Source organism: Thalassotalea mangrovi, from assembly GCF_005116735.1.
Taxonomy (GTDB): domain Bacteria; phylum Pseudomonadota; class Gammaproteobacteria; order Enterobacterales; family Alteromonadaceae; genus Thalassotalea_A; species Thalassotalea_A mangrovi.
Map to the genome: position 1 here is coordinate 13,920 of NZ_SWDB01000026.1, position 25,674 is coordinate 39,593.

Sequence of the window (25,674 nt, forward strand, 5' to 3'; positions counted from 1 at the left end):
TGTTATAGAGTTCGAGATCGAGTTTGTCAAAATTCAGGTCGATTGTAATTCTGCGATACGGTTTTTAATACGCTTGAATGATATTGGATAAACGGTACCAAGGTTTTGTGCAAATAAAGAAATTCGGAATTCTTCGAGCATCCATCGCAGCTCAGCAAGTATTTCAGGACTGATGCTTTTCCGGCTTTGTGTTTCCAGTGTTTTGATCAAAGATTCAGCTTTCTCTACCTCAAGCAATTTTAACCGGTCCTGGTTCGGATCAATGGGCAATTTTTCTAAACGCCGTTCAATGCCTTTCAGGTAACGTTTTAAATCCTCTAACTTATCGATGCCACAATCGGTGACAAAACCTTTATAAACCAGCGAAGACAGTTGGTTTTTGATATCCCCATGCGACTGAATCGCTGCTAATCCGAGATTTCCTTTCAGTTGCTTTTGTATCTTGTGATGCAGGGACAGAATTTGTTCGAGTTTTATCGCACTGTTAAGCACTGTATCCGCAATTTCCGCTCGGACTTTATCACGAACCATTAAAAACGTATTTTCGTCATAGGGAAGATCACCCTGGCCTGCAATAATTGCTCTGGCACTGGCATGAATACAGTCACTAAGTAGGTCCGAAATTTTTCCAAACGGATTAAAATACAATCCCAGTTTAGATTTATTCGGCAGTTTCTGTTCCAGGTATTTTATTGGTGAAGGTATGCTCAACAACACCAATCGCGCGACCCCTTGCAACATGTTCGCTTTCGCCTGCTGTTCAGTTTCAAACAACTCAATGGCTACGTCTTTACCATGATCGACCAACGCAGGAAACGCCTGAATGGTAATGTTTGCTGTTTTCTTCTGATAGCTTTTTGGCAGCGAACCAAATCCCCATTCGGTTATATGCTGCTGTTCAATTCCCTTGTCTGCCACCGATTTAATGCTGCGTTTAACCTGGGACTGGAGTTGCTGCTTAAGCTTTTCGAGATCGCGTCCCTGCCCCAACAATTTGCCATTATCATTAACCACCTTAAAATTCATTCGTAAATGATCGGCAAGTTCGGTTTCGTTCCAAAGCTCAGGGTCGATTCGTATGCCAGACATTCGCAATAAATGTTTTGCCATCGCCTGGGTAAGCGATAGCCCATCAGGAGAGATTGCCTGTAAGCAGGCATTGGCATAATTTGGCGCCGGTACAAAATTTTTCCGCACCTGCTTAGGCAGGCCTTTAATTAAGGCGGTAATTTTTTCCAGGCGCAGGGCTGGAATTAACCAATCGAAATCCACATCTTGCACCTGATTTAACATCGCAATGGGTATATTGATGCTAACGCCATCATCATCACTACCGGGGTCAAAATGATAACTGACTGGCAGCATTAAATTATCCTGGTGCCAAACGGTTGGATAATCGTCGATATTTAATTTATCGCTGTCATCCTGGAGAACATCGTTTTGAGACATTACCAGCAAATCTGGAGACGACTTTTTCGCTTTTTTCCACCAGCTTAAAAACGTAATCTGATCGGCTATATGCTCTGGAATACGTTGCAAATAGAAATCGACTAATTGTTCTTCGTCGACCAGAAACTCGCGTCGACGTGATTTATCTTCCATGTCGATTATTTCCTGGATCAAACCACGATTACGCTGTAAGAACGCTTCGTTGATACGGCTTTCTCCCATAACCAGGGCATGGCGAATAAACATCATCCGACACGTGTCCGGATCGATTTTCGTATAGTTTACCCGGCGCTTGGGTACAATCACCAACCCGTACAGGCTAACTTGCTCGTAGGCCATTACAGCGCCTTGCTTGCTATCCCAGTGCGGTTCAAAATAACTTCGTTTCACCAGGTGAGTCGCTAAAGGTTCAACCCAGGTTACGTCAATGCGGGCACAGAAACGGGCAAATAAACGGCTTGTTTCCACCAATTCCGCGGCCATCAACCACTTTGGTGTTTTTTTGGCGAGACCTGAACCAGGAAAAATAAAGAAGCGTGAATTACGAGCTCCCTGATATTCGCGATTTTCGTCAAGATTACCAAGATGACTCAATAAACCAGACAGGATAGCCTGATGAATTGCATCCTGATTAACCGACTCCAGAGACATATGACCGTTTTCTTCACCAACCTTCAACCTGGGCTTAAAATCTGACCAGTCAAGGTCAATTTCTTTAATGCTTAACCGCAGTTGCGAGACAATGTCCTGCCATTCCCGGATCCGAAGATAGGACAAATATTGTTTCTTACAAAGGTTACGAAACTGGTTATTGCTCAATAATTTTTGTTGTTGCTGAATGTACGCCCAAAGGTTCAACAAACTAATGAAATCCGACTGTTTGTCTTTAAAGCGACTGTGTTGCTGGTCCGCCGCCTGCTGCTTTTCCATAGGCCGTTCACGAGGATCCTGAATCGTCAGGCCGGCGGTAATAATTGCCAATTCCTGGGAGCATCCATAACTGCAACCAGTGAGCAGCATTTTCGCCAGTCGCGGATCGATTGGAAAGCGGGCGAGATTGCGGCCAACGCTTGTTAACCGGTTTTGCCCGCTTTTTGTTTCACTGATGGCATCAAGCTCGAGCAATAATCGTACGCCATCATTAATATTGCGTTGATCGGGTGGCTGTACGAACGGAAACTGAGCAATATTCCCAAGATCCAATGCCAGCATCTGTAAAATAACCGTTGCCAGGTTGGTACGTAATATTTCCGGATCGGTAAATTCCGGACGGGAGAGAAAATCCTCCTCAGAATATAAGCGGATACAGACCCCTTCTGCTACACGACCGCATCGCCCTGCCCGTTGATTGGCGCTCGCCTGGGAAATCGGCTCTATGGGTAAGCGCTGTACTTTCGTGCGATAACTGTAGCGAGAAATCCTCGCGGTCCCCGTATCAATGACATAACGGATGCCAGGCACGGTTAACGAGGTTTCCGCAACATTAGTAGATAATACGATATTGGTGCCGGTATGGGGGGCAAAGATTTTGTTCTGCTCTGCCACTGTCAGGCGGGAAAACAGCGGCAAAATATGAGTGTTGCGAAACTGCTCTTTTTCCAGAGCTGCTGCCGCATCCCGAATCTCACGTTCGCCGTTTAAAAAAACCAGAATGTCGCCCGGTGGCAATTGCTGTAAGTCTTCAACGGCGCCAATGATGCCACTGATATAATCATCTTGCTCAGATAGTGGTTGGTAATGGATATCGACCGGATAGGTTCGGCCTGACACTTCAATGACCGGCGCTTGATTAAAATGCTCGGAAAAACGCTGCGGATCGATGGTTGCCGAAGTAATAATGACTTTTAAGTCGGGACGTTTCGATAAAATCTGTTTTAAATAACCGAGGATAAAGTCGATATTCAGGCTGCGCTCATGAGCCTCATCGATGATAATCGTATCGTATTGACGTAACAGTCGATCTTTCTGCATTTCTGCCAGTAAAATACCATCCGTCATCAATTTGATATAGCTACGTTCACTTACCTGGTCAGTGAACCGAACCTTGTAACCGACCACATCGCCCAGTTTAGAATGCAATTCTTCAGCGATGCGATTTGCAACCGTGCGCGCCGCAATACGTCGCGGCTGCGTATGACCAATCATACCTTCAACGCCGCGACCAAGCTCGAGGCAAATTTTTGGAATTTGTGTGGTTTTTCCCGAGCCGGTCTCGCCGGCAATAATAACAACCTGATGTTGTTCAATAGCGGCTTTTATTTGCTCAACATGTTCACTGACCGGTAACCCGTCCGGGTACTCTACCTTTGGCCGTTGCTGAGTTAATCGGGTTTTCAGTTCAATCGATGTGGTGATCGCATCTGCAATGACTTCCAACGCCCGCTGTCGTTTGTTCTCATCCGCAATTTTATTTAACCCCTGCAATCGGCGTTTTAAACGAAATTTGTCACTGAGGCGAGTCTTATTTAGTAAGGAAAAACAATCGGAAACTGATGGGGACGGCACGGGAAAATAACTACCTGACTAAAAGCAATAAAATGGCGCTATCTTAGCACTATGCAACAAGAAAAACAGCATCCCGCGTGCATAACCGGCGTGGATTATTGTCTGACGTACAATTAAGTCCTATCGATGTAATTGCTTTTCTTTTGGCTGCCAGGTGGATTCGTGGAATGTGGAACGAATATGAAGGTCAATCGCCCGTAACACGTCATTTCGGGAAATGGTACCGAGCAGGTTGCCGTCATCATCGGTAACCGGGTAGACCTTAGGTTTTTGCTGTAGCATGGTCTGCGCAAGTTCAACAATACTGGTGTATGGCTTCATCGTTAACACATCGGTGCGCATCAGCTGGCTGACGTCCGCCATGTGCTCGCTGTAGTAACTGGTTTGCAGCATCTTTGCCAGCACATCCGATTCAGACAGAAACCCAACCAGTTGCCCACTGGCATTGACTACGGGTCCGCCGATTTGCTTGGTCTTTAAAAACCTCAGCGATGCTTCTTCAACAGCCATATCCGGTGTGAATGTCACCGGATATAAATTCATATAATCTTTAACCTGTAATGATTCCATCGCAGTGCCCTTTCCCCGTGTCCGAAAAAACCTATACCAGTTATAACGTTAAGGTTAGTTGAAAAACAACAAAAGGCGCAACCCTATTCACCATTAACAGCGTTGGTTAAACATCCGCAAAATAGCGATTACTCATCATTAAAAATAGCCACATAAGCGGGTTTGCCTTCCTCTCTCGAGGCTCGGTACATCCCCTTCGAATTAAACGGCATGGCAATATTACCGTTACGATCGATGGCGATAACACCACCGCTGCCTCCGGCTTCAACGAGAATTTCATTAACAACGGTTTTAGCCGCTTGCTGAAGTGGAATGTTCTGATATTGCATCCGTGCACAAATATCGGCAGCTACGTGATAACGAATGAAATATTCACCATGTCCAGTGGCTGAGACAGCACAGGATTGGTTATTGGCATAAGTGCCGGCACCAATAATCGGCGAGTCACCAACCCGGCCATAGCGTTTAGCGGTCATGCCACCGGTAGAAGTTCCGGCTACCAGGTTACCCTGCTTATCGACAGCCACGGCACCCACGGTGCCAAACTTAAATGGATCATCCAGTTGTTGATATGCGGTTTTAGCGTTTTCATCCAGATTAGACTGCTGCAGCTTTTGTTTGGCTTTGTCCAGTTGTTGTTTACGGTGAATGGTATCAAAATAGCTGTTGTCGACGAGTTTAAACCCTTGTTCAATGGCAAACTCTTCCGCTCCTTCACCACTGAGCATGACGTGGGCAGATTTACTTTTCACCGTATTCGCCAGGGCGATTGGACTAGCAATCCGTTTTACACCTGAAACCGCCCCCGCCTCCAGGGTTTTCCCATCCATAATCGATGCATCGAGCTCATGTTCACCTTCATAGGTATAGACAGCGCCGACCCCGGCATTAAAAAACTCACTGGCTTCAAGAATCTGAATAGCGGTGATAACAGCATCTGTACTAGTACCACCCTGATGCAAAATATCGTAACCAGCATTAACGGCTTCAGCTAGCTTGGCACGATAAGCCTTTTCCTGCTGTGCGGTAAAATTTTCCTTGGCGATAGTACCTGCACCGCCATGGATCGCGATAGCAACTGGCCAATCGGTAGTTTTTGTAGTCGTGGTTTCCTGAGCAAGTACTGATGTCAGGGATAAGCTTAAACCAGCTGCTGAGGCTATTAGAAAAGGCGTGAAGATTTTCTTAATCATGAACTTGAGGTCTCATTATTGTTATGTTTAGGGAGTCGCTATGGTGGCATAAATTGCATACACACCTATCACGTGTGAGATTTAAACCAACTATTCAAGCAGTTACAAATTAACTTTGACCGTAGCATATTTACCACAACCATGAAACAAAAGAGCTAAATCTGTCGTTCGGGAATTACAAAAAACGAACATCTTTAGAAATTCCTAATAACTTTCATAGTTTCAACTGTAACCCATTGATTTATCGGGTTTCATATAGATATAAAATATACTTTCCTCAGCTTTTCCTCAGGTTTTATAGACCCGATTAGCCTTTACTTAAAGGGTCGAAATCGCGACACATCAAGTAAATTCCCTTGATGGCACCCGGAGGTAAATTATGAACACTTTAAAATTTTCTGCGAAAATGTCAGCGGTCATTGCTACTTGCGGCCTGTTAATGGCACCAGCAACCGTTTCAGCAGATGCAATGTCCAGCTACATGGAAACTGCTCTCATTGATGTGTGCAGAGCTGCTGAATCAAACAATTTGATCCGCTTTAACAAAACCGTTAAAGAATATCGCCTGAAAACTCAGACAGTCGCTCTGAAGGTAGTATGTAATGGTGAGAACATTCCTGATTTCGCCGCTACCCACGGTGCTTACAGAACGGCAGAACGTCTGAACGAGAGCATTGAGGATGTCAGCATTGAAGACGTGGCATTACAATCTCAACAAAAAATTCATGTGAATTATTAATGTTTGAGCAAATTTCACTTCAGAAACCGTTGTAACGTAACAGCTCTTCACGGGCTGTTACGTTTATCCTTCCCTGAAATCACCACTACTTGCTTGCGCTGCCTTTTCAGAGCCTGGTCAATGTAAGTAAATCGTTCGGCGAATTTTTCCCTTGAAACATTGCCAGTAAAGGCCGGATGAATACCACCATATTGCCATGTATACAGATGCAGCCATCCTTCAGCGATAGCATCATCGAGGGCGTTCAACGCCTGCTCATTGTCATCGAGTACCAGCCATAAAATAACATCACTGATCCCCTTAGCCCCATAGCCTAACCGTTGTTGGTCGGCGATATCCCGCAATAACTGTTTCGCTAATTGCTGTGCCTCAACGGCGTCACCGGTTTGGGCAAGCAACCAGGTATAATCTACCCAATCGGAATAGCGTATCTGTGAGCTTTCGGGTTTTTGATCGGCGAAAATCTGCTGATAAATCGTCAGTGATTTTGAGTAATCACCTTTTAGCATTTGATAACGACCATATAGCATTGAGTCTTGCAAGGCATCCTGGGCGTCACATGCACTATCCGTGTCAACTTCAGTGATGATTGCCAGCTGACAGGCAATTGCCCGACTGGCAAGCGGTTCTGCTTGATTTAGCAGTTTTTGGTATTGTTGACTGGCAAGTTCAGGCAATTGCAAATAGAAATAACTCTGCGCCAATAATACTCGTAGCTCGCGGTTTTCTTTTTCTAATTCGACCGGTTTGAGAAAATTTATCGCTTCGCTAAAACGACCATTTTCTACCAATAACCAGGCAAGCATATATTTTGCGCTGTAATCATCCCGATTAAAATTTAAATACGTTGTTAAGGTGTCTATCGCCGCCTGATTTTGTCCCATCAAACTTTGCAGTTTCGCTTGATAAAACGTGGCAACTGAAAATCCTGGTTGTAATTTTAGCGCTTTTTGGACATGAGATTCGGCCTGTTCATATTGCTTTGCCTGCAGGTAAAATGACGCCATAAAACTATGATACTCAGGTTGGTTGGCAAATAATTCAGCGTATTGCTTACCGGTGTTAATCAGTTGCTGTAATGGGATCGTAGCTGACGAATACTGATACAGTCCCTGAATAAAAGCCATTCCTTCCGGCATGGTATCCTGATTATATGAACCGTATAACGATTCCATTCTGGCAAAGTAATCAGGATTATCAAAAAAGCTCGCCGCCCGATATAACGCAATACCGAGTTCAAGCGGTACTTTCTGATCATTAGGATAAGTACGAAGTCCATTTTCCAGTAACTGGATCGATAACAGGTAGTTCTGTTGGCTGCTAACCATGCGTAATTGCCGAGCCTGGTATATCAGTAACGCCGTCTGCATGCTCTCTACCGACATCGTATCGAGATCTAGACCTTCGCGGTCGACTACCTCTATAAAATAATCCAGAGTATTAGCTACACTGTTAACCAGAATATGCCAGTCTTCAACACTACCGGCAAACGTCTGACTCCAGATAACTTTCCCTTCCCTGGCGTCCGCAAAATGCATGCTTACCTGAAAATCGTTGTTTATACGTCGTACTGCACCACCGACAAAATAGTCAAAATTGACCGCATTGGAGTCGATAAATTCATTATTCAGGCTTACCTGAACATGCTTAGAATTGCCAAGTGTTGTTATCAATTGCTGGGTCAATGACTTGGCAACCAGGTTACTCTCTCCTAACTCATCACTGGCACTAAAGTTATCGACACGAAGTTTTACGATGCGATCTACATCATTATGTTTAAAAGCGAACAACCAAACCGCGATGGCTATCGCCATAATGGCAAGCAGTATAAACAGGTTTCGCTTTTTCACGTTAAATCGAACATAGTCGTTCGCTGGTTCATCAAGCGATGGTAAATCTTGTTCGTTTCTTGAAGGTGTATAATCCAGCAGGTAGCCATGTTTGGGAATGGTTTTTATGTACTGATGAACTTTACCCTGGTCATTGAGCTTTTTGCGGAGCACCGAAATGGCTCGGGTAATCACATCATCAGACGTGTAACGAGATTGCCAGACATTTTCATTTAGCTCTTCCCTGGAGACTACTCGATTGCTGTTTTCCAACAGATAAACCAATACCTCCATCACCTTTGGCTCAAGGTGGATTACCTCCCCATCTTTTTCGATCAGCGACTTTTCCGGGTAGATCACCCAGTCATCCAAAAGATAGGAAATGTTCGCCATAACGTACCTTAAATCGCAACATTTGCTTGAGAACCGATGAAAACTTGAGTCCCAAAATTAGTGATTATGCGATTATTACCCGACTAATCTCAGTAGTTAATTGTAGTTAAGTTATGCCAGTTCGGGGAGCCTGTCATGGAAAGTGAGGTTTAATTTGCGGACAGCATGGTTAACCTTGCCGTCCCTGGTCGATACGACTCCCAAGTCCGGAGCATCGTGTCACACATTTAGAAACCCCTTCGCAAAACTCGGTCTTACGGGAAAATAGCTGAAAATGGGATTTTGCCCGGGTAAGCCCGGTATAAATCAGTTCTCTGGATAATAAACGAGTACTGCCTTTTTCAGGAATAACCATGGCAACGCTTTCGAACTCAGATCCTTGGGTTTTGTGGATGGTCATCGCAAAAACCGTTTCGAATGGCGGTAAACGAGGAATGGATACGGAACGAAATTGATCACCGTCCGGGAAATGGGCTTTTAAGTTTCCATCGGCATCTGGCCAAATCATACCAATGTCACCATTAAATAACTGTAACTTATAATGGTTCTGGGTGATCATAATAGGCCGTCCCCGGTACAGTTTTTGGCCATAGGCTTTAAAACCCTGACTCTGTAGCTCCTGCTCTATCATCTCGTTAATTGATTCAATACCTGCCTCACCTAAGCGGCTTGGCGTAAGAATTCTAAACCTCTGAAACTTGCTATATGCAGCAGATAAGTCGGTTTGCAAAAATATCTCTCGATAATAATCCTGAGTAAGACTTTGTATATATTTGCTCAGAGATTTTTCCGACGCCAATTGCAACTGCTCGGTATCCTTTGACAATAACTGCCAGCACTGGTTACTGTCACCGTCAATGATAGCCTTTGCCAACAACCCAATTCCGCCGCTGCCCTGGAAACGTCTGGATTTGGTCAGGTATGTGAGGTAATCGCAACTAAGATTCTCGACAGATTCGATGTTTTGCGAGGTTAACTGGCGGATATAATTGGCATTTTTCTGGGAATACCTGGTTACTGGTGAGATTGCAAGATCGGCAAGTACACTTCCCGTTTCCACCGAAGGTAACTGCTGGCAGTCGCCCAGCAGCACGACTTTACACTTTTCAGGCAGCGCTCTGAAAAGTCGGGTCATTAGTGGTAAATCCACCATAGATACTTCATCGACGATAACGACGTCGCAGGACAAGGGACTATCCTGATGATGACGGAAGTTTGGACTATTCGGGATAACACCTAATAGTCTGTGCAAAGTTAACCCTGTCACTGGAATCGTATCCAGAACCGAACCAGGTATGCTATTGTCTTTGCGAAAGCCTTCAATTGCAGCGGCAATGGATTCGCTCAAACGTTGAGCAGCCTTGCCAGTCGGTGCTACCAATTTGATGTCAGGATTTACCTTCGATTGCATGATTAGCGCCGCAATAAGTTTCGTGACCGTATACGTTTTTCCTGTTCCTGGACCCCCGGCAATGATACTGAACGATTTATTCAAGGCGTTAGCCACCGCTACCTTTTGCCAATCGGTTTCGTTTTCACCTAAGCGAGGGAATAATTGTTGAACGATATCAGCGGCCGCTTTATTGCCATTGCCGGCTTTGATATCAGCATCGGCTTGTTGCGATGAAATGGCCTCAATTTGTAATCGATGATTAATCAAATCGGCTAATTCGGTTTCAAATCGCCAGTAACGTCGCAAATAAACCTGTTGATTATCGACCACGACTAATCCTTGCTCAACATTGGCACCGATAAACCGGGCAAGAATGTCCTCTAATAATATGATATCCGGGAAAACATAACCCAGATAATCCTCATCTGAACCGTCGCTACTTTCAAACCAATGTTGCCCGGCAATAGTTTCCAACGGTAAGCAGGTATGTCCCTGCCTTTGAAACTGCGATAGCGCAAGAAATAGATGAAACAATGTCGAAAATTCTTGATAGTCGAATCCGGATTCACTGGAGGTAGAAAGAATTTCTTTTGCCAGGAAATAATCAATGGCTTCAATATCGGTAAGTTGTTTCTTCAGTTTCAAAACACTAGGTAATTTATCCACGAAACTTTGCCAGTTTTCGACTGGCGCCTCCTCGGCAAACAAAAAGCTCTGTTGCTCTTGCTTGTTTTCCTGATGCTTATTCGTCATTCCCTAACCCTCGATACACTCTTCATGACCAGCAATTAAATGATCCAGCTCCGTTAACCACGGCTCAGACAACGGATTGAAATAAACCCCATAACTGTTGTCACCAGAAGCAAACATGTTTGCTTCTGGTGCTTGACCCATGCCACGCAGATATAAATATACGGCGCCGCCAAAATGCTGCTCGAAGCAATAATCTTCGATGCGCGTTTGCAAATAACGGTGCAACGCGAGCGAGTAAATAAGCGCCTGGAGATCATAGAAGTTGTCAAACATGTGTTGCTGCAGGCTTTTTGCATCGTAATTTTCAAAATGATCGCCAAGATACGAGGATTTGTAATCACAAACGTAGTACTTGCCATCATGTTCAAATACCAGATCGATAAACCCGTGCATCATGCCCTGGATATCGCCACGAGTTGGGAGCATGGCCTTATATCCAGCGTCTGCTCCTAATGCGCCACGAAAGCGTTGTAGATATTGACTTATCGCCTGCACTTTTACTGACGACACCGGAAAATAAAACTCCAGTTCTTTTAGTGCCCTTTCTTTGGTTAAAGATGCTAACCGACACACACTCTTGTCAGCGACATGAAAAGGCTGTGCCAAACATGCCACCAGCCAGTCCGTTAACCCCTGCAAGACATTTTCATCATCTGCCAACCTGGCATTTTGCAATCGATTGGCAATCCATTGTGTATCTGGCTGAGAAAAATCAAGATGTTCGAGAATATCGTGCAGCAAATTACCGGTTTTTGCCCCCTTTGGTAACTTGCTAATCGCTGTTGTCCGTTCAATATCCTGCCCAATCTGGTTGGCATCAAGACGGTCCGGATCCGATAAACCATAATGTCGATGCCCTCGGGTTAAGCCAGAAAAAGACGTTAACCACCAGTCCCTTTCGATACGCCCACGAAATTGTGCAGCCTGAAGCGCCATCGATGCTTTGTTTACCTGATACACTTGAGGTTCAAGGTTTTCGGCATCAATAACCGATAATTCAACACCGTGTTGGCAATGGTTTGCATATTGCCGCCACGCATCTGGATAATTCCCTTCAACCAGGTCTAACGCTCGGCCTAACGGCGATTTCGCCGAATCTTTGAAATCGGCACTAAACAAATAGCACTGTAGTTTTGCCCGGGTCAGAGCAACATACAACAAGCGCGTATCTTCTGCATATTGTTCATCACACATGGCTTTTGCCAACGCATCATTTGCGCCAAGGGCTAATTCAACATCGCCTTGTTCATTATGAGCGCTAAGCACTTCCCTGGTGCGGATACCCGCTTTCAATGGATCTTTGTGAATACAGGCAAAAGGAACAAACACAATCGGATATTCCAGGCCTTTTGAACCGTGTTGGGTGACAACCTGAATCAAATCTGAATCGCTTTCTAATCGCAATTCTGTTTCAACCATTTGTGGATTCTGACACAGATATTCAAAATGACTGATGAGTTGTATTGGATGACGATGCTGCTGTGATAATCCTTGTAATATTTCAAACAGATGAATGCAGTTTGTTAGCATTCGTTCTCTGCTACCCAATAACTCGGATTGGTACTGTTGCGGAAAATAATCATGCAGCAATTTCATTGCCATCGGCATAAAGCCGCGTTTTTGCCAGGTCTGATGCAGTGCCTGCAGGTCCTGCACCAAACGCTCCCATAGACGCTCATCCTGTTGCAGTTGTTGTAGTTGACGAGGTGAAAAACCAAAGAATGGTCCCGCTAAGGTTCCATACAGTCTTCTTTCATCCTCCGGGGTAATTATTGTCTTCAACGCATCAACCAACGCATTACAGATAGGATGCTGTAACAGATTTGAACGTTCTGATTTATAAACAGCGTCTAAGTTATTTTCCTGCAATGCTGCCAGTACGTAACCTGCTTGTCCGCCATCGCGCACCAAAATTGCAATATCCGACGGTTGCACCGGCCTGCTCGTGTTCTGGTTCCTGTCAACAATCGTACCTTGCAGCAAAAGCTGAGAAATCTGGTTACTGAGCCAGGTACTCATCTTTTGACTAAAATCTTTACCCAACTGACCACGGCTGATATCACAATCGTTATGGTTAAAATGCACGCCTTGCATCGCCGCAGATTCTTTCCCGTTAATAACAAGGACTTCATTATCGGCACCTGGAGCCGCATTAACAGGTTGATAACCGATTGAGTAACCGAAGATATCTCGGCTTTTTGACGCTAACGAATTACCATAAAAAAACACGTTATAGGCGTGGATCATTGCTGCCGAAGACCGCCAGTTTGTATCCATTACCCAACGATATGAAACCAGTGATGCTGCCTGTAAATAGGTAAAAATATCACCACCTCGAAATCCATAGATTGCCTGCTTTGGGTCACCAATCAGATACAATGCGGTCTCTTGTTGAAGGTGTTGAGAGTCGCTCCCAATTTCAGAATTAGAGTTGGAGTCTGTGTTGGAATCAGTGTTGAAATAAAGGCTGGATAAAATATTAAACTGGCCGGCATCGGTATCCTGAAATTCATCGACGAGTGCCGCCGGATACTGCTTTCTAAGTTGTTGTTGAAGAAAGTGTCGATGACTCCCGGACAACAAAGCGTTCTCAAGGGTAGCGATCAAATCATCAAAGCTTAAAACCTGACGATCCGATTTCAGCATGTGCACCTTAACCCGAATATTATCGATATATTGCGCTACGTAATCATACGCCTGAATTTTCTCGATTGCCTGCGCAAAACCATCAATCACTTTTTTCAATTCATTGAGCGGAGCAAATGCGATTTGCAGAGCCTTTTTATCGGCTTGTTTATCCTTTGCTTTTGGTAATCTTGCTGCACCACAAAATCGAAAATCAATCACTAAATCATCAATTTCTTGGCTAATATCGCCATTTTTTAATCCATTACCCGCCAGTTGTAACGCTTGTATTAACGTTGAAAACTCCAGTTCACGTTCATCTCTGGCTTTACCGGTTTTGTTATCAATCAAATGCTCAGCGATCAATGGTTCGTTATCAGTCAAAGATTGCAGGCAACGGTCAATTAATTGCCGTAAATCATCAATTTTAGCCTCTACCGTTTCTACTTTTGGGCTTTGTCTGGCACGGCATACGCCAATAAAAGACTGATAAAATGCCTCCGGAGATGGCCAGAACTGGCTTATCAGGGCAAATTCTTGCTGACGCTCTTCAACTGCAGCTAATTGTCGATATAAGTCCTGGATCGTTTGTAGGTAATATTCCTGATCATCGGTTTCCATAGCGGCATTGAAACTCACGCCACTTGCAAATGCGTGTTGTGATAACACCCGTTTACAAAACCCATGAATCGTGAAGATTGCGGCATCATCCAATTGCAATAGCGCCAGTTTTAACCCCAGCTTAGCTTTGTCTGCAGGGATCTTTTGTCCTAATTCATAAAATAAAGGATTGGATACATCCTGAGTCCATTCATCCCAGTGAGTAAATGCCTGGCGCAAAAACTCATCGATACGGCCACGGATTTCCTCTGTCGCCGCTTTGGTAAACGTCATCACCAGAATATTTTCAACGCTTAATCCTTTTTCTAGCAACAGGCGAAGATAGATGCGGGTGATATTATAGGTTTTACCGGTTCCAGCACTCGCCTCTATTAAATGGCTACCGGATAATGGAATAAATTCAGACTGCAAAGGTGCAAACGTCTGTTGATGCTCTTGAGAGAGCTGTTGACTGTCTGTTCGAAATTGCACGAGATTATTCCTTTTCAGGCGCGGAATCAGCCGCGCTCAGCTGCTCAACGGCTAAATCTACATTTTTAATCGACAAGCGCTCGAAAAACACCTGATATAGCGCCACCAGGTCCGGCAACATTTGTTGCAGTTGCGGGCAGGTTTTAAAGAAATACTGAAGGTAAGGATCCGTCGCCATACTTTGCCCATACTTTTCCTGATACCAAAGTTTTTCCAAGTCTTGCTGATTCATAACACCGGATTGAAACTTATTGCGATTCCAGAAATGTTTCTTGGCAATTGCCATATTTATCGGCTTAGGGGTTCGTAAAAGTTGCTGATAGCCAGTCATCAGCGCCTGCAACCTTTGTTCCGCGTCCTGCCAATACGTCAGTTGTATCTGTTCTACCTTTAACGTTTTTTCATTAAGGTAAAAACCCTGGGTAATCACATTTGGTTCTCTCGACTGGTTTTTCGCATAAACGCAAGCCAGTAGATGACCGATATAAATTCGACAAAGATCGGCGTCACTGGCACTCGCGCTCTTGGTGTAGGTAATCGAGTAACTCTCGGGATGTTGCAACAAAGGAACCGAGCAAGAAATCATCAGTTCTTCGTTTTCTTCTGTAGTTACAGAGACTTTGAATGGTAACTCAATCGCGACGCCATTTAACTGCCGGGCGTCAATAATGCCAGCAACATACGTGGAAAATGCTTCGACCATCAACCGCCAGCCTGCCAGGGTTGAATTCATTTCATGATTATCTGGGAAAGCGCCGCTTAACAAGCTAAGGCGTTGTATGTTATCCAGTTTTACGGTGATTTCATCAACAAGTTGTGGATTGCTTGAATCAGCTGATTGTAACGTAGTTGCGAGAATTTGTTGTTTGTAGTTGAACTTTTCTAATCCGCTCGGAGCGAATGGCTCAACATCAGACAAAGGCTCTTGTTGATAAGCAAAAGTTAGATTTAATTGTCGAGTACCGAAGATTTTCGCCGGATGGCGAAGCGCCTGAATCAAATCTTCATCAGAGATTTCATCACTGCTCTTATCATTAGCGCCTTCGTTTTCATTGAGGTTATTTGCCGCAATTTCAATTAATGGCTCATCACTCGCTGTATCGGCTTTCACGTTTGCTGGCGCCAGGTTTAACCACTTACCATCAAAACTTGCCCAGGCGTTATCCGGACTATAGTTTTCGTTAGCAAAAGACTGCATCGGTAACTGCCTGAGTTGATGTTCAGGAGAAAATCGCCAGCCAAATCCCTGTTCGAGATAATCCATCAGCTCTCGCAATACGATGGAAGGCTGCCTTTCGCCATTATTTTTTATATCCCGCCCCTGGTAACTGATATACAAATGACTACGGGCCGAAATCAAGGCCTCCAAGAACAGGTAGCGATCGTCTTTATGTAAAGAACGATCACCAAGTCGTCCGGCTGTCATTGCCATCAAATCGAAACCAATCGGTTGCCGCTGTCGTGGAAATTGGCCATCATTCATTCCCAGAATAGCGACCAGCTTGAACGGAATACTGCGCATCGGTAACATCGAACAAAAGGTTATTTGGCCGATCATAAACTGACGGCCCGGATCGGGCTCGGAAAAATGCGTATTTAAATATTCTCGAACCGGCAATAGGCTTATGCGGGCATGGTAATTGGCTTGCTGACAGTGTTCGTAAAAATCATCAATGGCTTTACGGACGATAGTCAGCCCCAGGTCTGGATCACTCTCGTCTTCATTAAAAAGACTATCAAGCATTTCAGTCAGCATCTCATGCCATTGCCCGGCGCTTCGTGAGGTATGCAAGTTTTTGTGTAGGAGTTGCAACTGTTCGATGAACTGCAAAAATTTACCTAACAACTCACTATTGTCGCCCTCTACCCAAGGAAGATACAGGTTGTCTCCTGCTAGCGTAAGCTGATCGCTGTAGGCAAAGCCGCGGAGCAAACGCTTTAACCCAAGGTGCCAGGTAAACTGGTCACTCGCATCTTCAATACCTATTTGCCGACTTTTATGTTCTGCATCTAATCCCCAATGGATATTGGCCTGTTGCAACCAAAAACTAATTAATTCGATGTCTGAGTCATTAAAGTTGAAACGTTTCTGCACCGGCTTTAACTGCAGGTACGCTATCAAACGGGAAACTTCAAAACGACTATCTGGTAAATTAAGCAGTTCATTAAAGCCATTAACCAAAGGTTCGCTATCTTTACTGATACGATCGGCAATGGAACAAGGCAAAGGCGGAATATTTTCTCCGATATCTTCCCAGCCCCTGACAAATACCGCATCAATGTATGGCGCATAATCCTCAACCTGAGGGCACATAACCAATACATCTTTCGGTGTTAATGTGGGGTCATTATTAAATTGATGTAGAAGGTAATCATGCAGGCCCTGCACTTCCCTGAGCGCACTATGCGCACTGGTAACGACAATACTGTCATCAACCAGCGGTTGTTGTTGGCCAGCGGCAAATACCCCGCGTCTGTCCTCAAGACTCAAGATGTCATGTTGAAGTTGCGTCAAAACGTTCGAAGAGTGTAATTGAGATTCTGCTAATCGCTCGTATACCGGGATTTCAATATGTTCAAACTGCTGCAACTGCGATAACAGGTCTTTGCCTTGTTGTCCGAGATTGGCAAGTAACGGATTGACATCATTGCTGATATCATCAACATTTGGCCAGCCAGACAATAATTGCTGAAAGTCTTGTTTCGCTTGAGATTTCTCCGATTTGATATCACCCCAATATTCAATACAAGGGTTAAGTTGATAGAAGTGAATATCAATATGCTCACCCAGAGCGGCTAAAAACTCCATCCACAACGGGGCAATGGCATTTAGTCCAAATAATGAAATACGTCGCGGCAAATGCTCTGCTTTATCGGCAAGATTGGCTATCGCCTGCCTAATTAACTGCTGCGGGTCGTAAGGAATTTGTTGATGCAATTGTTGCCATATCAGAGCAAGCCAAGTTTCTGTTTCTCTGGCTGCACCGTCTTCAAAGTCTACGTGCTCGCCGACACACCAGCTATGGATCCAATCGGGTCGATAAATTAAGTACTGCTCGTAAAGGTCGGCTATTTTTCTGGCGAGTTGGTAACGACGTAGATCTTTTTGCTGCGCAGATTCGCTATTCCAATAAGTCGTTAGCGGCTGACAGCTTTGTTCCTGAATAATGGTATCGCTTTGCAATAACAGCTCGATTCGCCACGCCAACACATCTCGAGAGTAAGGCGATTGCTCGGGTAAATCATCGATGCAAAGGGTGCGTAGTGATTTCCAGAAAAACTGCGCTGGCAATGAGAACCGGGTGTTCATACTGACCCGATTTGCCGATGCTTGCTGCATATTCAGCCAATGCTGCATACCCTGGTTTTGAACTAACACTAGTTCTTCGACTAGAGGAGGTAAAGGTGATATCTGCTGTACTTTTGCAAATAACAGCAATAAGTCTTCCATTCGATTGGCGGGGTAAAGGTATAACAAGGCTAATCCGTCAGAAATGTACCAGTAAAACTAATCACTGATTTAATCATAATGACCAGGGTAAAGGAATACAGAGGAGGGATTATTCCATCAACGGATTGATGTTTAGCGACAGATTTTGGTCAAAGTAATGCACTGCCACCATGACTTATCGATAATGCGATAGGTCAGCCTAAATTACGTACCTAAGGGTTTGCTGATAAAAGTTACCAACCATAGGCAGTGGTTTAGCTTCCCCTTCACAAGCCTGAATTAAGCCAATGAGCCACAAAACAAGTAATGGAATGACAAGAATCCAGCCTATTAGCGGAATAAAACTTAATACCACCCCGGTCAGAAACAAGCCGAGAGACTGGCGCAGATGAAACGCTGCCAGGCGCGTAGGCTTTTGACCAAACATCAGCAGGGCAATAATCCAGCCGATAATCGTAAAATAGGCAATGATAGCGACATTTTTACCGTGTTTATTGATTGGTTTTTGTTGAATCATCTGATTTGACACGTATCTTCCATAAGAGTAAAAAATGCATACACCTATATTTAACTATGGAAAATTACGGTCATTTTTCAAGTAAGGTTTGAGCTTCAATAAGCTGGTATGTATGTCTGAAGGTAAACATCCAATCCACATTAAAATCCGAGCCATTAACAAGCGTAACGGTATCTTCCTGACCCTGCTCGGCAGTTTATTGATTATCGTATTACTCGGCATTGGTCAGTTCTGGTGGCATGAATTTAAGATCCAGCTGATATTCCTGCTAATGGCCAGTTTTGTCGTTTGGTTTTTAGGGTTTCTAAAGATCAAAGAGCCAACGTACAGCTACGAACTAACCCAGGATGGCTTAACCCACCATCATCGCTGCGGTCGTTGGTTCGTTAACTGGCAAAACATTCAGCGTGTGGGAGAAGTCAAACCGGATTTACTTGGCCCACAACATCGTCTCGCCTATATCGGCATCAAACTTAAAGATTTGCAGATGCTGGCACAAACGATATCACCACGCCTGGCAAACCGGCTGCTTCATGAGCAAAAGCCATTATTAGTGGTTGCGCTACGCCACGGGCAACTAAAGATGCCGGAGTCAGTGATTAATTTTGAACCATTCAAACTTAATGGTGTTGTCTATCGCGGGCCTTTAGGCGCATTTTTACATCGTACACAAGCGTTGCAGCAAGCGTTTGGTTATCACCTATACCTAGCTGATGATACGTTAGACCGGGACCCGGATTCTTTTCTGCAATTGTTAAAGGCATCGATAAAGGCAGAACAATCGTCTCTTGCGGGCGAATAGTCTTTGCCGGTAGGCAAATCCCCTTAGCTGGTGTTATCATTCAGCACAAAACAATAACTGACACTCAAACCATGCAAGGCAACCAACCGACGATTCTCTGGCACGATTATGAAACCTGGGGTGTATCTCCTAAATATGATCGGCCGTCACAATTTGCAGCCATACGCACTGATATGGATTTAAATATCCTTGGTGAACCTGAGGTGTTTTACTGCCAACCGGCGGCCGACTATTTACCACACCCAGGCGCGGCTTTAGTAACCGGGATCACCCCGCAAAAAGCCCAGAGGGAAGGTTTGAGCGAGGCCGAGTTTGCACAACGTATTCAGTCTTTGTTCACGGTAGCGAATACAACGGTTGCTGGTTACAATTCGATTCGCTTTGATGATGAAGTATCCCGGTATTTGTTTTACCGTAATTTTTATGACCCCTATGCGCGCGAATGGCAAAATGGTAATAGCCGTTGGGATATTATAGATATGGTTCGCCTTTGTTATGCGCTGCGCCCGGATGGCATTAACTGGCCGCGCAATGACGAAGGTAATGTCAGTTTTCGATTAGAGCTTTTAACGGCGGCGAACGGCATAAGTCATGAGGCAGCACATGATGCCATGAGCGATGTGTATGCCACCATCGCGATGGCAAAACTTATTAAAGACAAGCATCCTAAGTTATACGATTTTGTCTTTAACCTCAGAAATAAGCGGGAGGTACAGAAGCTACTTGAGGTTTTTGAGATGACTCCCGTGGTGCATACCTCATCAAAAATTTCCTCGCAGCACGGCTGTACCAGCTGGTTTGCACCGGTAGAATATCATCCAACCAATAAAAACGCAGTGATTGCCGTCGATTTGTCGTTTGATATAACGCCAATCATTGAATTGGACGCCGAACAGCTCAAGCAACGTCTGTATAGCAAACGTGCAGATCTGGCCCCCGATGAACTGCCGGTTGGCATTAAACTTATCCATATTAATAAATGCCCTGTCGTCGCTCCGGCGAAAACCTTAACAGAGAGCGATGCCCAACGCCTGGACATCGATCGCCAGGCATGCCTGGATAACTGGCGCTTGTTAAAAAAACATGCGGCGATGGTGCGAGAAAAGTTATCGATGGTATTTGATCAAACCTATGATGTTAAGGTCGAAGATGCTGACGTTGCCCTATACAGTGGTAGTTTTTTCAATGACAGCGATAAAGCACAAATGCAACTGATTCATGAAATGCCAGTAGAGCAACTGGCAACTTACCCGTTTAAGTTTCAGGATCCACGCTTATCTACACTGCTGTTTCGCTTCCGGGCCCGCAATTACCCATATACCTTAACCGCAGATGAGCAACGACAATGGCAGCAATATTGTCAGAATAAGCTGGCCAATGGTGAAAACGGCTTAAGCTATGATGAATACATGCTGGCGATCGAAAACCTTGCTCATGAACATGAACAAAACACCCAGAAAATGAGTATTCTCAAGGCCCTGTATCAGTACGTTGCCAGCTAAAGACCAGCAGAGAGTATGAATCTCCTATACCTGCAACATGCCTTTAAAATCGAACAGAATTATTGCTCGCTTGAGGTTTTTAACACCAACTCGCGTGCGCGGATTTATCCTGCAATAGTTCTTCAATATTTGCCCGGATAATGCCATAACCGACGTTGCCTAATAAGATCTGGCGACCATCGTTCATGACCATGGACGGGCTGCCTTTAATTTTAAGGTTGTCACTTTTTTTGCGATCGGACATCAAATGAGCCAGCGCATCACCGGATTCAATTTGCGCAATTACCGGTTGCGCCTCAAACTCAAGATCAGTTAATAATTGCCTGAGCACCGACACCTGGCTGATATCTCGCCCCTGATTAAAAAAGGCATTTCTCAGCCCACTAAGCCAGTGCAATTCTGACTGGCTGCCATAAACAATAGCGATAGCTTTGCCATACAGATGAGCCGGAGCCGAGGAAGTTGGCCTGCAGGTATCCCATACACTGTCATCAAGCGATAGTTGAAATTGCCCCGCCGATTCAAAAACATGCTCTCGAAACCCTGGGTAACCACCTTTAGCCTGCCATTGCGCCTGCATTTTTTCTTCGACAGCGCCGAATACATCGACATAATGATGGTGAATTTCAATATCGTCACCATATTCTTTCGCAAGCTCTTCAATCCGACGCTCATTGATAAATGCCCAGATACAAAGAACATCGGTAAAATAATCTATTTTTATCATCAATAGCTTCCTACGAGTTGTCATGACACTTATACCAATCACATTAATTTTGTGCACAACTCAGAGTTAGGGCAGAGGTTCAGTTACAACATAGATTTCATTGATATAGTCGTTCTATATCAGAGCGTGTTGACCTTTGTTGGCCGAATTTTGTTCAATAAGTATCTGTTAATTGTGAAACAGTTCGAACTGCCAGCACACTTATTGTAAGGAACCGCAGCATTGAATTCTGCGAACAGCGTTTGTTTTGAACCTGAACCGCAGTTTTTCGAATTAACGTACATTAAGTACGCTAATTCGAAAAATCCTTGTTCATTTCCCAAACAATTCGCTGCAAAATTGTCCCCGAAAGATAAACACGCTCTAATGAAATATAGGGCTGTAAATGGGCCTCTGGTAAACTCCCTACGGGTGAGTTTTAAAGGCGTTTATCCTGCGTTACTGATTTTGACAATGGAGTGACTATTCTCTGCAATCAAAGCCTTGCCTAAACGCCTTTAAATTCTCACTGAGTGAGCAATAATTTAATGGGATTAGTATTAACATAGCAAAGTTAAACAGGCTCTACTGTGGAAACCCAAAAAAGCCTGGCTTAGCCAGGCTTTTAGTTCGTTTTGTAAACTTGGTTATCTATTTTCCTTTGTTCTGGAGTAAGGCAATTAAACTACTGGTATCCCAGCGACTACCGCCGAGTTTTTGTACCTGTTCATAAAAGCCATCAACCATGGTCGTCATCGGTAGTTCAGCATTGTGTTTTGCTGCCTCGTTAAACGCAATCGCCAGGTCCTTGCGCATCCAGTCAACGGCAAAGCCAAAGTCAAACTCACCTTTAACCATAGTCGCAGAGCGATTTTCCATCTGCCACGATCCTGCCGCACCTTTCGAAATCGTTTCCACCAGTTTTTCCGTATCGAGCCCTGCCCGGGATGCAAAATTCAGCGCTTCAGATAGCCCTTGAACAACACCTGCGATACAGATTTGGTTCGCCATTTTTGCTTTCTGGCCATCCCCTACTGGTCCCATTAACTGACTGAAACGCGCGTAAGCGTCCATCACCGGTTTTACCTGGGCAAAAACTTCAGCATCACCGCCACACATAATGGTAAGCACACCGTTCTCAGCGCCAGCCTGGCCACCAGATACCGGTGCATCGATAAAGCCGTTATTTTGCTCCTGGCAACTACCTGCTAGCCGTTGCGCCAACTCCGCCGATGCGGTGGTGTGATCGACCAGTATAGCTCCTGGTTTAAGTCCCGCTAACACACCATCCTCACCTTCACATACCTGCAGGACATCCTGATCGTTACCAACACAGACAAACACGGCATCACAATCTTCGACGGCCTGCCTGGGCGTATCAAAAGCTTTATCCTGATACTCTTCGCTCCATTGCTGTGCTTTTGACGATGTTCTGTTATAAACATTGACGGCAAAGCCAGCCTTAGATAAATGACCGGCCATAGGATATCCCATAACCCCTAAACCAATAAATGCGACCTTGCGTATAGCCATGGTAAACACCACTTCTTTTTACTTCGTTGGAAAAAGTGATAGTGTAATGAAAAGAACAGCCTAATAAAAGGAATGCTATGTCAGCAATTTACGATTACTCGGTTACCAATAATAAAGGGGAAACCGTGCCTATGCTTAACTATCAGAATAAGGTCTTACTGATTGTTAATACTGCCAGTGCCTGTGGCTTTACCCCGCAGTACGCAGGTTTGCAGGATCTCTACGAAAAATATAAAGACAAAGGCTTTGAAGTGTTGGCATTTCCCTGTAATCAGTTTGGTAAACAAGAATCCGGCACGGACGAAGAAATTAAAGGCTTTTGTGATTTAAATTTTAATATCAGTTTTGATTTATTTTCCAAAATCGATGTTAACGGCGATAATGCCGATCCGTTATTCACCTACATGAAAAACGAAGCCAAAGGCCTGTTAGGTTCTAAACGAATCAAATGGAATTTTACTAAGTTTCTGATTAATAAAGACGGTAAGGTACTTAAGCGTTATAGCAGCATGGTGAAGCCAGAACAAATTGAAGGCGATATCAAAAACGCATTAGCCTGATGCAGCCAATAAACAAAGGGGAGCAACTGTCGCTCCCCTTTTTGATGTTTGCCTGAGATTTCCAGTCGTAGCTGGAAATGACGAAGACCTTAATCCGGCTAACTCTTTTAGGTTTCTACAGGTGTCGAAAGCTGACTAAAGGTGACAACGAGAAGCTTTTAGATTAGGTTTCAGATGTCAAAAGGCTCCCTGAACCCAGGCTACCCGAAGCCAATGTTTTTCATTGGCGTACCCGGAATAAAACCTGTGGTTTTATGTACACGCTCCCCCAAAACAGTTAGCTAGTTGCTAGGCGCAATCTTCGATTGCATGCTAGGAGTGATAACGTGCCAGGAGCTGACTTGTCAGCGTGCTTGTCGCTTAACGTTAAGGCCATTCGCCATCCGAGACCTGAAACCTGAAACCTGCGCCCTTTTTAAATTGTAATAACAATTTAAACAAACAAGTTATCGTGCAACGTCTGAACCACGTGCTCTCCTTCATGCTCAGGCACCAGGAAACAAAGGTTATTATCACTGGCGCCATGACAAATCATTCGTACATTGGCTTGAGGGATGGTATCGAATACCTGAGTACCAACCCCCTGGCTGCGCAACAGGCCGTTGCCGATTACTGCGATCAGGGATAGGTTATTTTCCACCCGTACATCACACAGTTGTTCCAGTTCTTCCACCACTTTCTGAGTAATACCTGCCTGAGTGGAACCCGGAGGATTATCAAACGTTAACGCGACACTGATTTCCGAGGTAGTGATCAAATCAACACTAAGCTCGTGGCTGGCGAGAATCGCAAACACCTTAGCCAGGAAACCACTGGCATGTAACATTGCCGGGCTTTTCACTGTCACTAGCGTTTGTTGCCGACGCAACGCAATTGAGCGATAAGTTGGCTTTGAAGAGACCGTTTCCATGATCCGGGTACCACCGGCCTGAGGTTCCCGACTAGAACCGACAAACACCGGAATCGAGCTACGAATCGCCGGGATCAAAGTCGCTGGATGGAGGATCTTGGCACCGAATGTTGCCATCTCTGCCGCTTCACCAAAGCTTATCTCGTCAATAGCACGGGCACTCTTGGCGATACGGGGATCGGTTGTGAATATACCGACTACATCGGTCCAAATCTGCAGGTCATCGGCATTGATGGCTTCAGCAATTAACGCAGCACTATAATCTGAGCCACCGCGGCCCAGTGTCGTCGTATTACCCATGCTGTCGCGGCCGATAAAACCCTGGGTGACCGTCACCACATCCTGTAATTGCGGGGTCAATAATTGTTGGCAGTTCACCGCCAACGCCTGAGTGTCAACAACGGCTTTACCATACAGGCTATTGGTAGTCATCACATTACCGATGTCAAAATATGCACCCTGGCATTCTATTTGGCGCAATACCCGGGCAAACAGGCGTGAACTCATTTGCTCACCGCAAGATAAAATCGCATCGGCAGTTTTTGCCGTTTGCAGGGTATTTTGTTCAGTTACCAGTTGTGCTAATTGCTCAATAATGGCATCGATTTCAACATTGGCTTCATCTTTATCAGGCAGGCAGTCACTAATGGCATACTGGATATTGGCAATTTTACCAAGAATAGATTGTTGTTCAGGCACAGGTAAAATTTGTTGCGACAACGTTACCAGATGATTGGTAACGCCGGCGCTTGCCGACACTACTACAACACGAATATCAGCGCGATCTTTGACGATGTTAGCGCAGCGCACCATAGCGTCAAAGTCAGCGACACTGGTACCACCAAACTTGGCAACCGTTAACATGACAAAAAGCCTCCATAATTATGGTGGCAAATTGAATGTGGCGATGCCACGACTTGAAGTTTGTTCACGGAAATTCTCCCTAAATAGCTAATACAGCAAGGGAGAGCATGACTGAGTAGAAAAAACGAATAACGAAAATGAGTTTATCTTTCAGCCAGAAGCTCTCCACCACAATGGTGACAGTTGCAAGGATTCAACCTTATACCAATCACATTAAGTTTGTGCACAACTCAGAGTTAGGGCAGAGGTTCATTTGCAACATAGATTTCATTGATATAGTCATTCTAT

Annotated in this window: 15 protein-coding genes; 4 read left to right on the plus strand and 11 right to left on the minus strand. The window is 44.7% G+C overall.

The window, feature by feature from the left end; all coding sequences use genetic code 11:
* Positions 1 to 33: 33 nt before the first annotated feature.
* The 3 genes from hrpA to E8M12_RS10725 all read right to left on the minus strand — a co-directional run bounded on the left by hrpA (position 34) and on the right by E8M12_RS10725 (position 5,717).
* Positions 34 to 3,954 (minus strand): ATP-dependent RNA helicase HrpA, encoded by a 3,921-nt coding sequence (hrpA, locus tag E8M12_RS10715; protein WP_136736141.1) that lies wholly within the window; start codon positions 3,952 to 3,954, stop codon positions 34 to 36.
* A 120-nt stretch (positions 3,955 to 4,074) separates the two neighbouring features.
* Positions 4,075 to 4,524 (minus strand): CBS domain-containing protein, encoded by a 450-nt coding sequence (locus E8M12_RS10720; protein ID WP_136736142.1) that lies wholly within the window; start codon positions 4,522 to 4,524, stop codon positions 4,075 to 4,077.
* A gap of 128 nt (positions 4,525 to 4,652) precedes the next feature.
* Complete coding sequence (locus E8M12_RS10725; RefSeq protein ID WP_136736143.1) at positions 4,653 to 5,717, minus strand: isoaspartyl peptidase/L-asparaginase family protein; 1,065 nt, start codon at positions 5,715 to 5,717, stop codon at positions 4,653 to 4,655.
* 379 nt (positions 5,718 to 6,096) lie between these two features.
* Here E8M12_RS10725 and E8M12_RS10730 point away from each other — a divergent pair, with 379 nt between their 5' ends.
* Positions 6,097 to 6,456: a DUF3718 domain-containing protein gene (locus E8M12_RS10730; protein ID WP_246034107.1), complete on the plus strand. Its 360-nt coding sequence runs from the start codon at positions 6,097 to 6,099 to the stop codon at positions 6,454 to 6,456.
* Positions 6,457 to 6,503: 47 nt separating this feature from the next.
* On the opposite strand, the gene E8M12_RS10735 is transcribed toward E8M12_RS10730, so the two are convergent.
* From E8M12_RS10735 to E8M12_RS10755, 5 genes are all read right to left on the minus strand, one after another.
* On the minus strand, positions 6,504 to 8,678 hold the full coding sequence (locus tag E8M12_RS10735) for a transcriptional regulator (protein WP_136736144.1): 2,175 nt from the start codon (positions 8,676 to 8,678) through the stop codon (positions 6,504 to 6,506).
* Positions 8,679 to 8,847: 169 nt separating this feature from the next.
* Positions 8,848 to 10,824 (minus strand): exodeoxyribonuclease V subunit alpha, encoded by a 1,977-nt coding sequence (gene recD / locus E8M12_RS10740; RefSeq protein ID WP_136736145.1) that lies wholly within the window; start codon positions 10,822 to 10,824, stop codon positions 8,848 to 8,850.
* 3 nt (positions 10,825 to 10,827) lie between these two features.
* Complete coding sequence (recB, locus tag E8M12_RS10745; RefSeq protein ID WP_438363460.1) at positions 10,828 to 14,481, minus strand: exodeoxyribonuclease V subunit beta; 3,654 nt, start codon at positions 14,479 to 14,481, stop codon at positions 10,828 to 10,830.
* A gap of 64 nt (positions 14,482 to 14,545) precedes the next feature.
* Positions 14,546 to 18,019 carry an exodeoxyribonuclease V subunit gamma gene (gene recC / locus E8M12_RS10750; protein ID WP_136736147.1) on the minus strand — a complete coding sequence of 1,158 codons (3,474 nt, stop codon included), beginning with the start codon at positions 18,017 to 18,019 and terminating at the stop codon, positions 14,546 to 14,548.
* A gap of 172 nt (positions 18,020 to 18,191) precedes the next feature.
* On the minus strand, positions 18,192 to 18,521 hold the full coding sequence (locus tag E8M12_RS10755; RefSeq protein ID WP_211245030.1) for a DUF4870 domain-containing protein: 330 nt from the start codon (positions 18,519 to 18,521) through the stop codon (positions 18,192 to 18,194).
* Positions 18,522 to 18,621: 100 nt separating this feature from the next.
* Between E8M12_RS10755 and E8M12_RS10760 the strand changes: the two genes are divergently transcribed.
* Entirely contained in the window at positions 18,622 to 19,311 is a 690-nt protein-coding gene (locus E8M12_RS10760) for a DUF2982 domain-containing protein (RefSeq protein ID WP_136736148.1), read from the plus strand.
* Between the two features lie 71 nt (positions 19,312 to 19,382).
* A complete protein-coding gene (gene sbcB / locus E8M12_RS10765) occupies positions 19,383 to 20,813 on the plus strand; it encodes an exodeoxyribonuclease I (RefSeq protein ID WP_136736149.1) in 1,431 nt (476 codons plus the stop codon).
* 79 nt (positions 20,814 to 20,892) lie between these two features.
* Here the strand turns inward: sbcB and E8M12_RS10770 are convergent, their stop codons facing one another.
* Together E8M12_RS10770 and E8M12_RS10775 are read right to left on the minus strand one after the other, a co-directional pair.
* Positions 20,893 to 21,540, minus strand: a complete 648-nt coding sequence (locus E8M12_RS10770) for a DsbA family oxidoreductase (protein ID WP_169303123.1) — start codon at positions 21,538 to 21,540, stop codon at positions 20,893 to 20,895.
* Positions 21,541 to 22,170: 630 nt separating this feature from the next.
* Positions 22,171 to 23,052, minus strand: coding sequence for an NAD(P)-dependent oxidoreductase (locus E8M12_RS10775; RefSeq protein ID WP_136736151.1), 882 nt, complete (start codon positions 23,050 to 23,052; stop codon positions 22,171 to 22,173).
* A gap of 77 nt (positions 23,053 to 23,129) precedes the next feature.
* Here E8M12_RS10775 and E8M12_RS10780 point away from each other — a divergent pair, with 77 nt between their 5' ends.
* A complete protein-coding gene (locus tag E8M12_RS10780; RefSeq protein ID WP_136736152.1) occupies positions 23,130 to 23,612 on the plus strand; it encodes a glutathione peroxidase in 483 nt (160 codons plus the stop codon).
* A gap of 433 nt (positions 23,613 to 24,045) precedes the next feature.
* Here the strand turns inward: E8M12_RS10780 and lysC are convergent, their stop codons facing one another.
* Positions 24,046 to 25,386: a lysine-sensitive aspartokinase 3 gene (gene lysC, locus E8M12_RS10785; RefSeq protein WP_136736153.1), complete on the minus strand. Its 1,341-nt coding sequence runs from the start codon at positions 25,384 to 25,386 to the stop codon at positions 24,046 to 24,048.
* Between the last annotated feature and the right edge of the window lie 288 nt (positions 25,387 to 25,674).

What these genes read in the sequence shown, in the direction of transcription:
- E8M12_RS10730 (WP_246034107.1), top strand. Translation starts at nt 6,097, where the DNA reads ATGAACACTTTAAAATTTTCTGCGAAAATGTCAGCGGTCATTGCTACT.
- E8M12_RS10720 (WP_136736142.1), bottom strand. Translation starts at nt 4,524, where the DNA reads ATGGAATCATTACAGGTTAAAGATTATATGAATTTATATCCGGTGACA.
- sbcB (WP_136736149.1), top strand. Translation starts at nt 19,383, where the DNA reads ATGCAAGGCAACCAACCGACGATTCTCTGGCACGATTATGAAACCTGG.
- E8M12_RS10725 (WP_136736143.1), bottom strand. Translation starts at nt 5,717, where the DNA reads ATGATTAAGAAAATCTTCACGCCTTTTCTAATAGCCTCAGCAGCTGGT.
- E8M12_RS10770 (WP_169303123.1), bottom strand. Translation starts at nt 21,540, where the DNA reads ATGATAAAAATAGATTATTTTACCGATGTTCTTTGTATCTGGGCATTT.
- recD (WP_136736145.1), bottom strand. Translation starts at nt 10,824, where the DNA reads ATGACGAATAAGCATCAGGAAAACAAGCAAGAGCAACAGAGCTTTTTG.
- lysC (WP_136736153.1), bottom strand. Translation starts at nt 25,386, where the DNA reads ATGTTAACGGTTGCCAAGTTTGGTGGTACCAGTGTCGCTGACTTTGAC.
- E8M12_RS10735 (WP_136736144.1), bottom strand. Translation starts at nt 8,678, where the DNA reads ATGGCGAACATTTCCTATCTTTTGGATGACTGGGTGATCTACCCGGAA.
- E8M12_RS10760 (WP_136736148.1), top strand. Translation starts at nt 18,622, where the DNA reads ATGTCTGAAGGTAAACATCCAATCCACATTAAAATCCGAGCCATTAAC.
- E8M12_RS10780 (WP_136736152.1), top strand. Translation starts at nt 23,130, where the DNA reads ATGTCAGCAATTTACGATTACTCGGTTACCAATAATAAAGGGGAAACC.
- E8M12_RS10775 (WP_136736151.1), bottom strand. Translation starts at nt 23,052, where the DNA reads ATGGCTATACGCAAGGTCGCATTTATTGGTTTAGGGGTTATGGGATAT.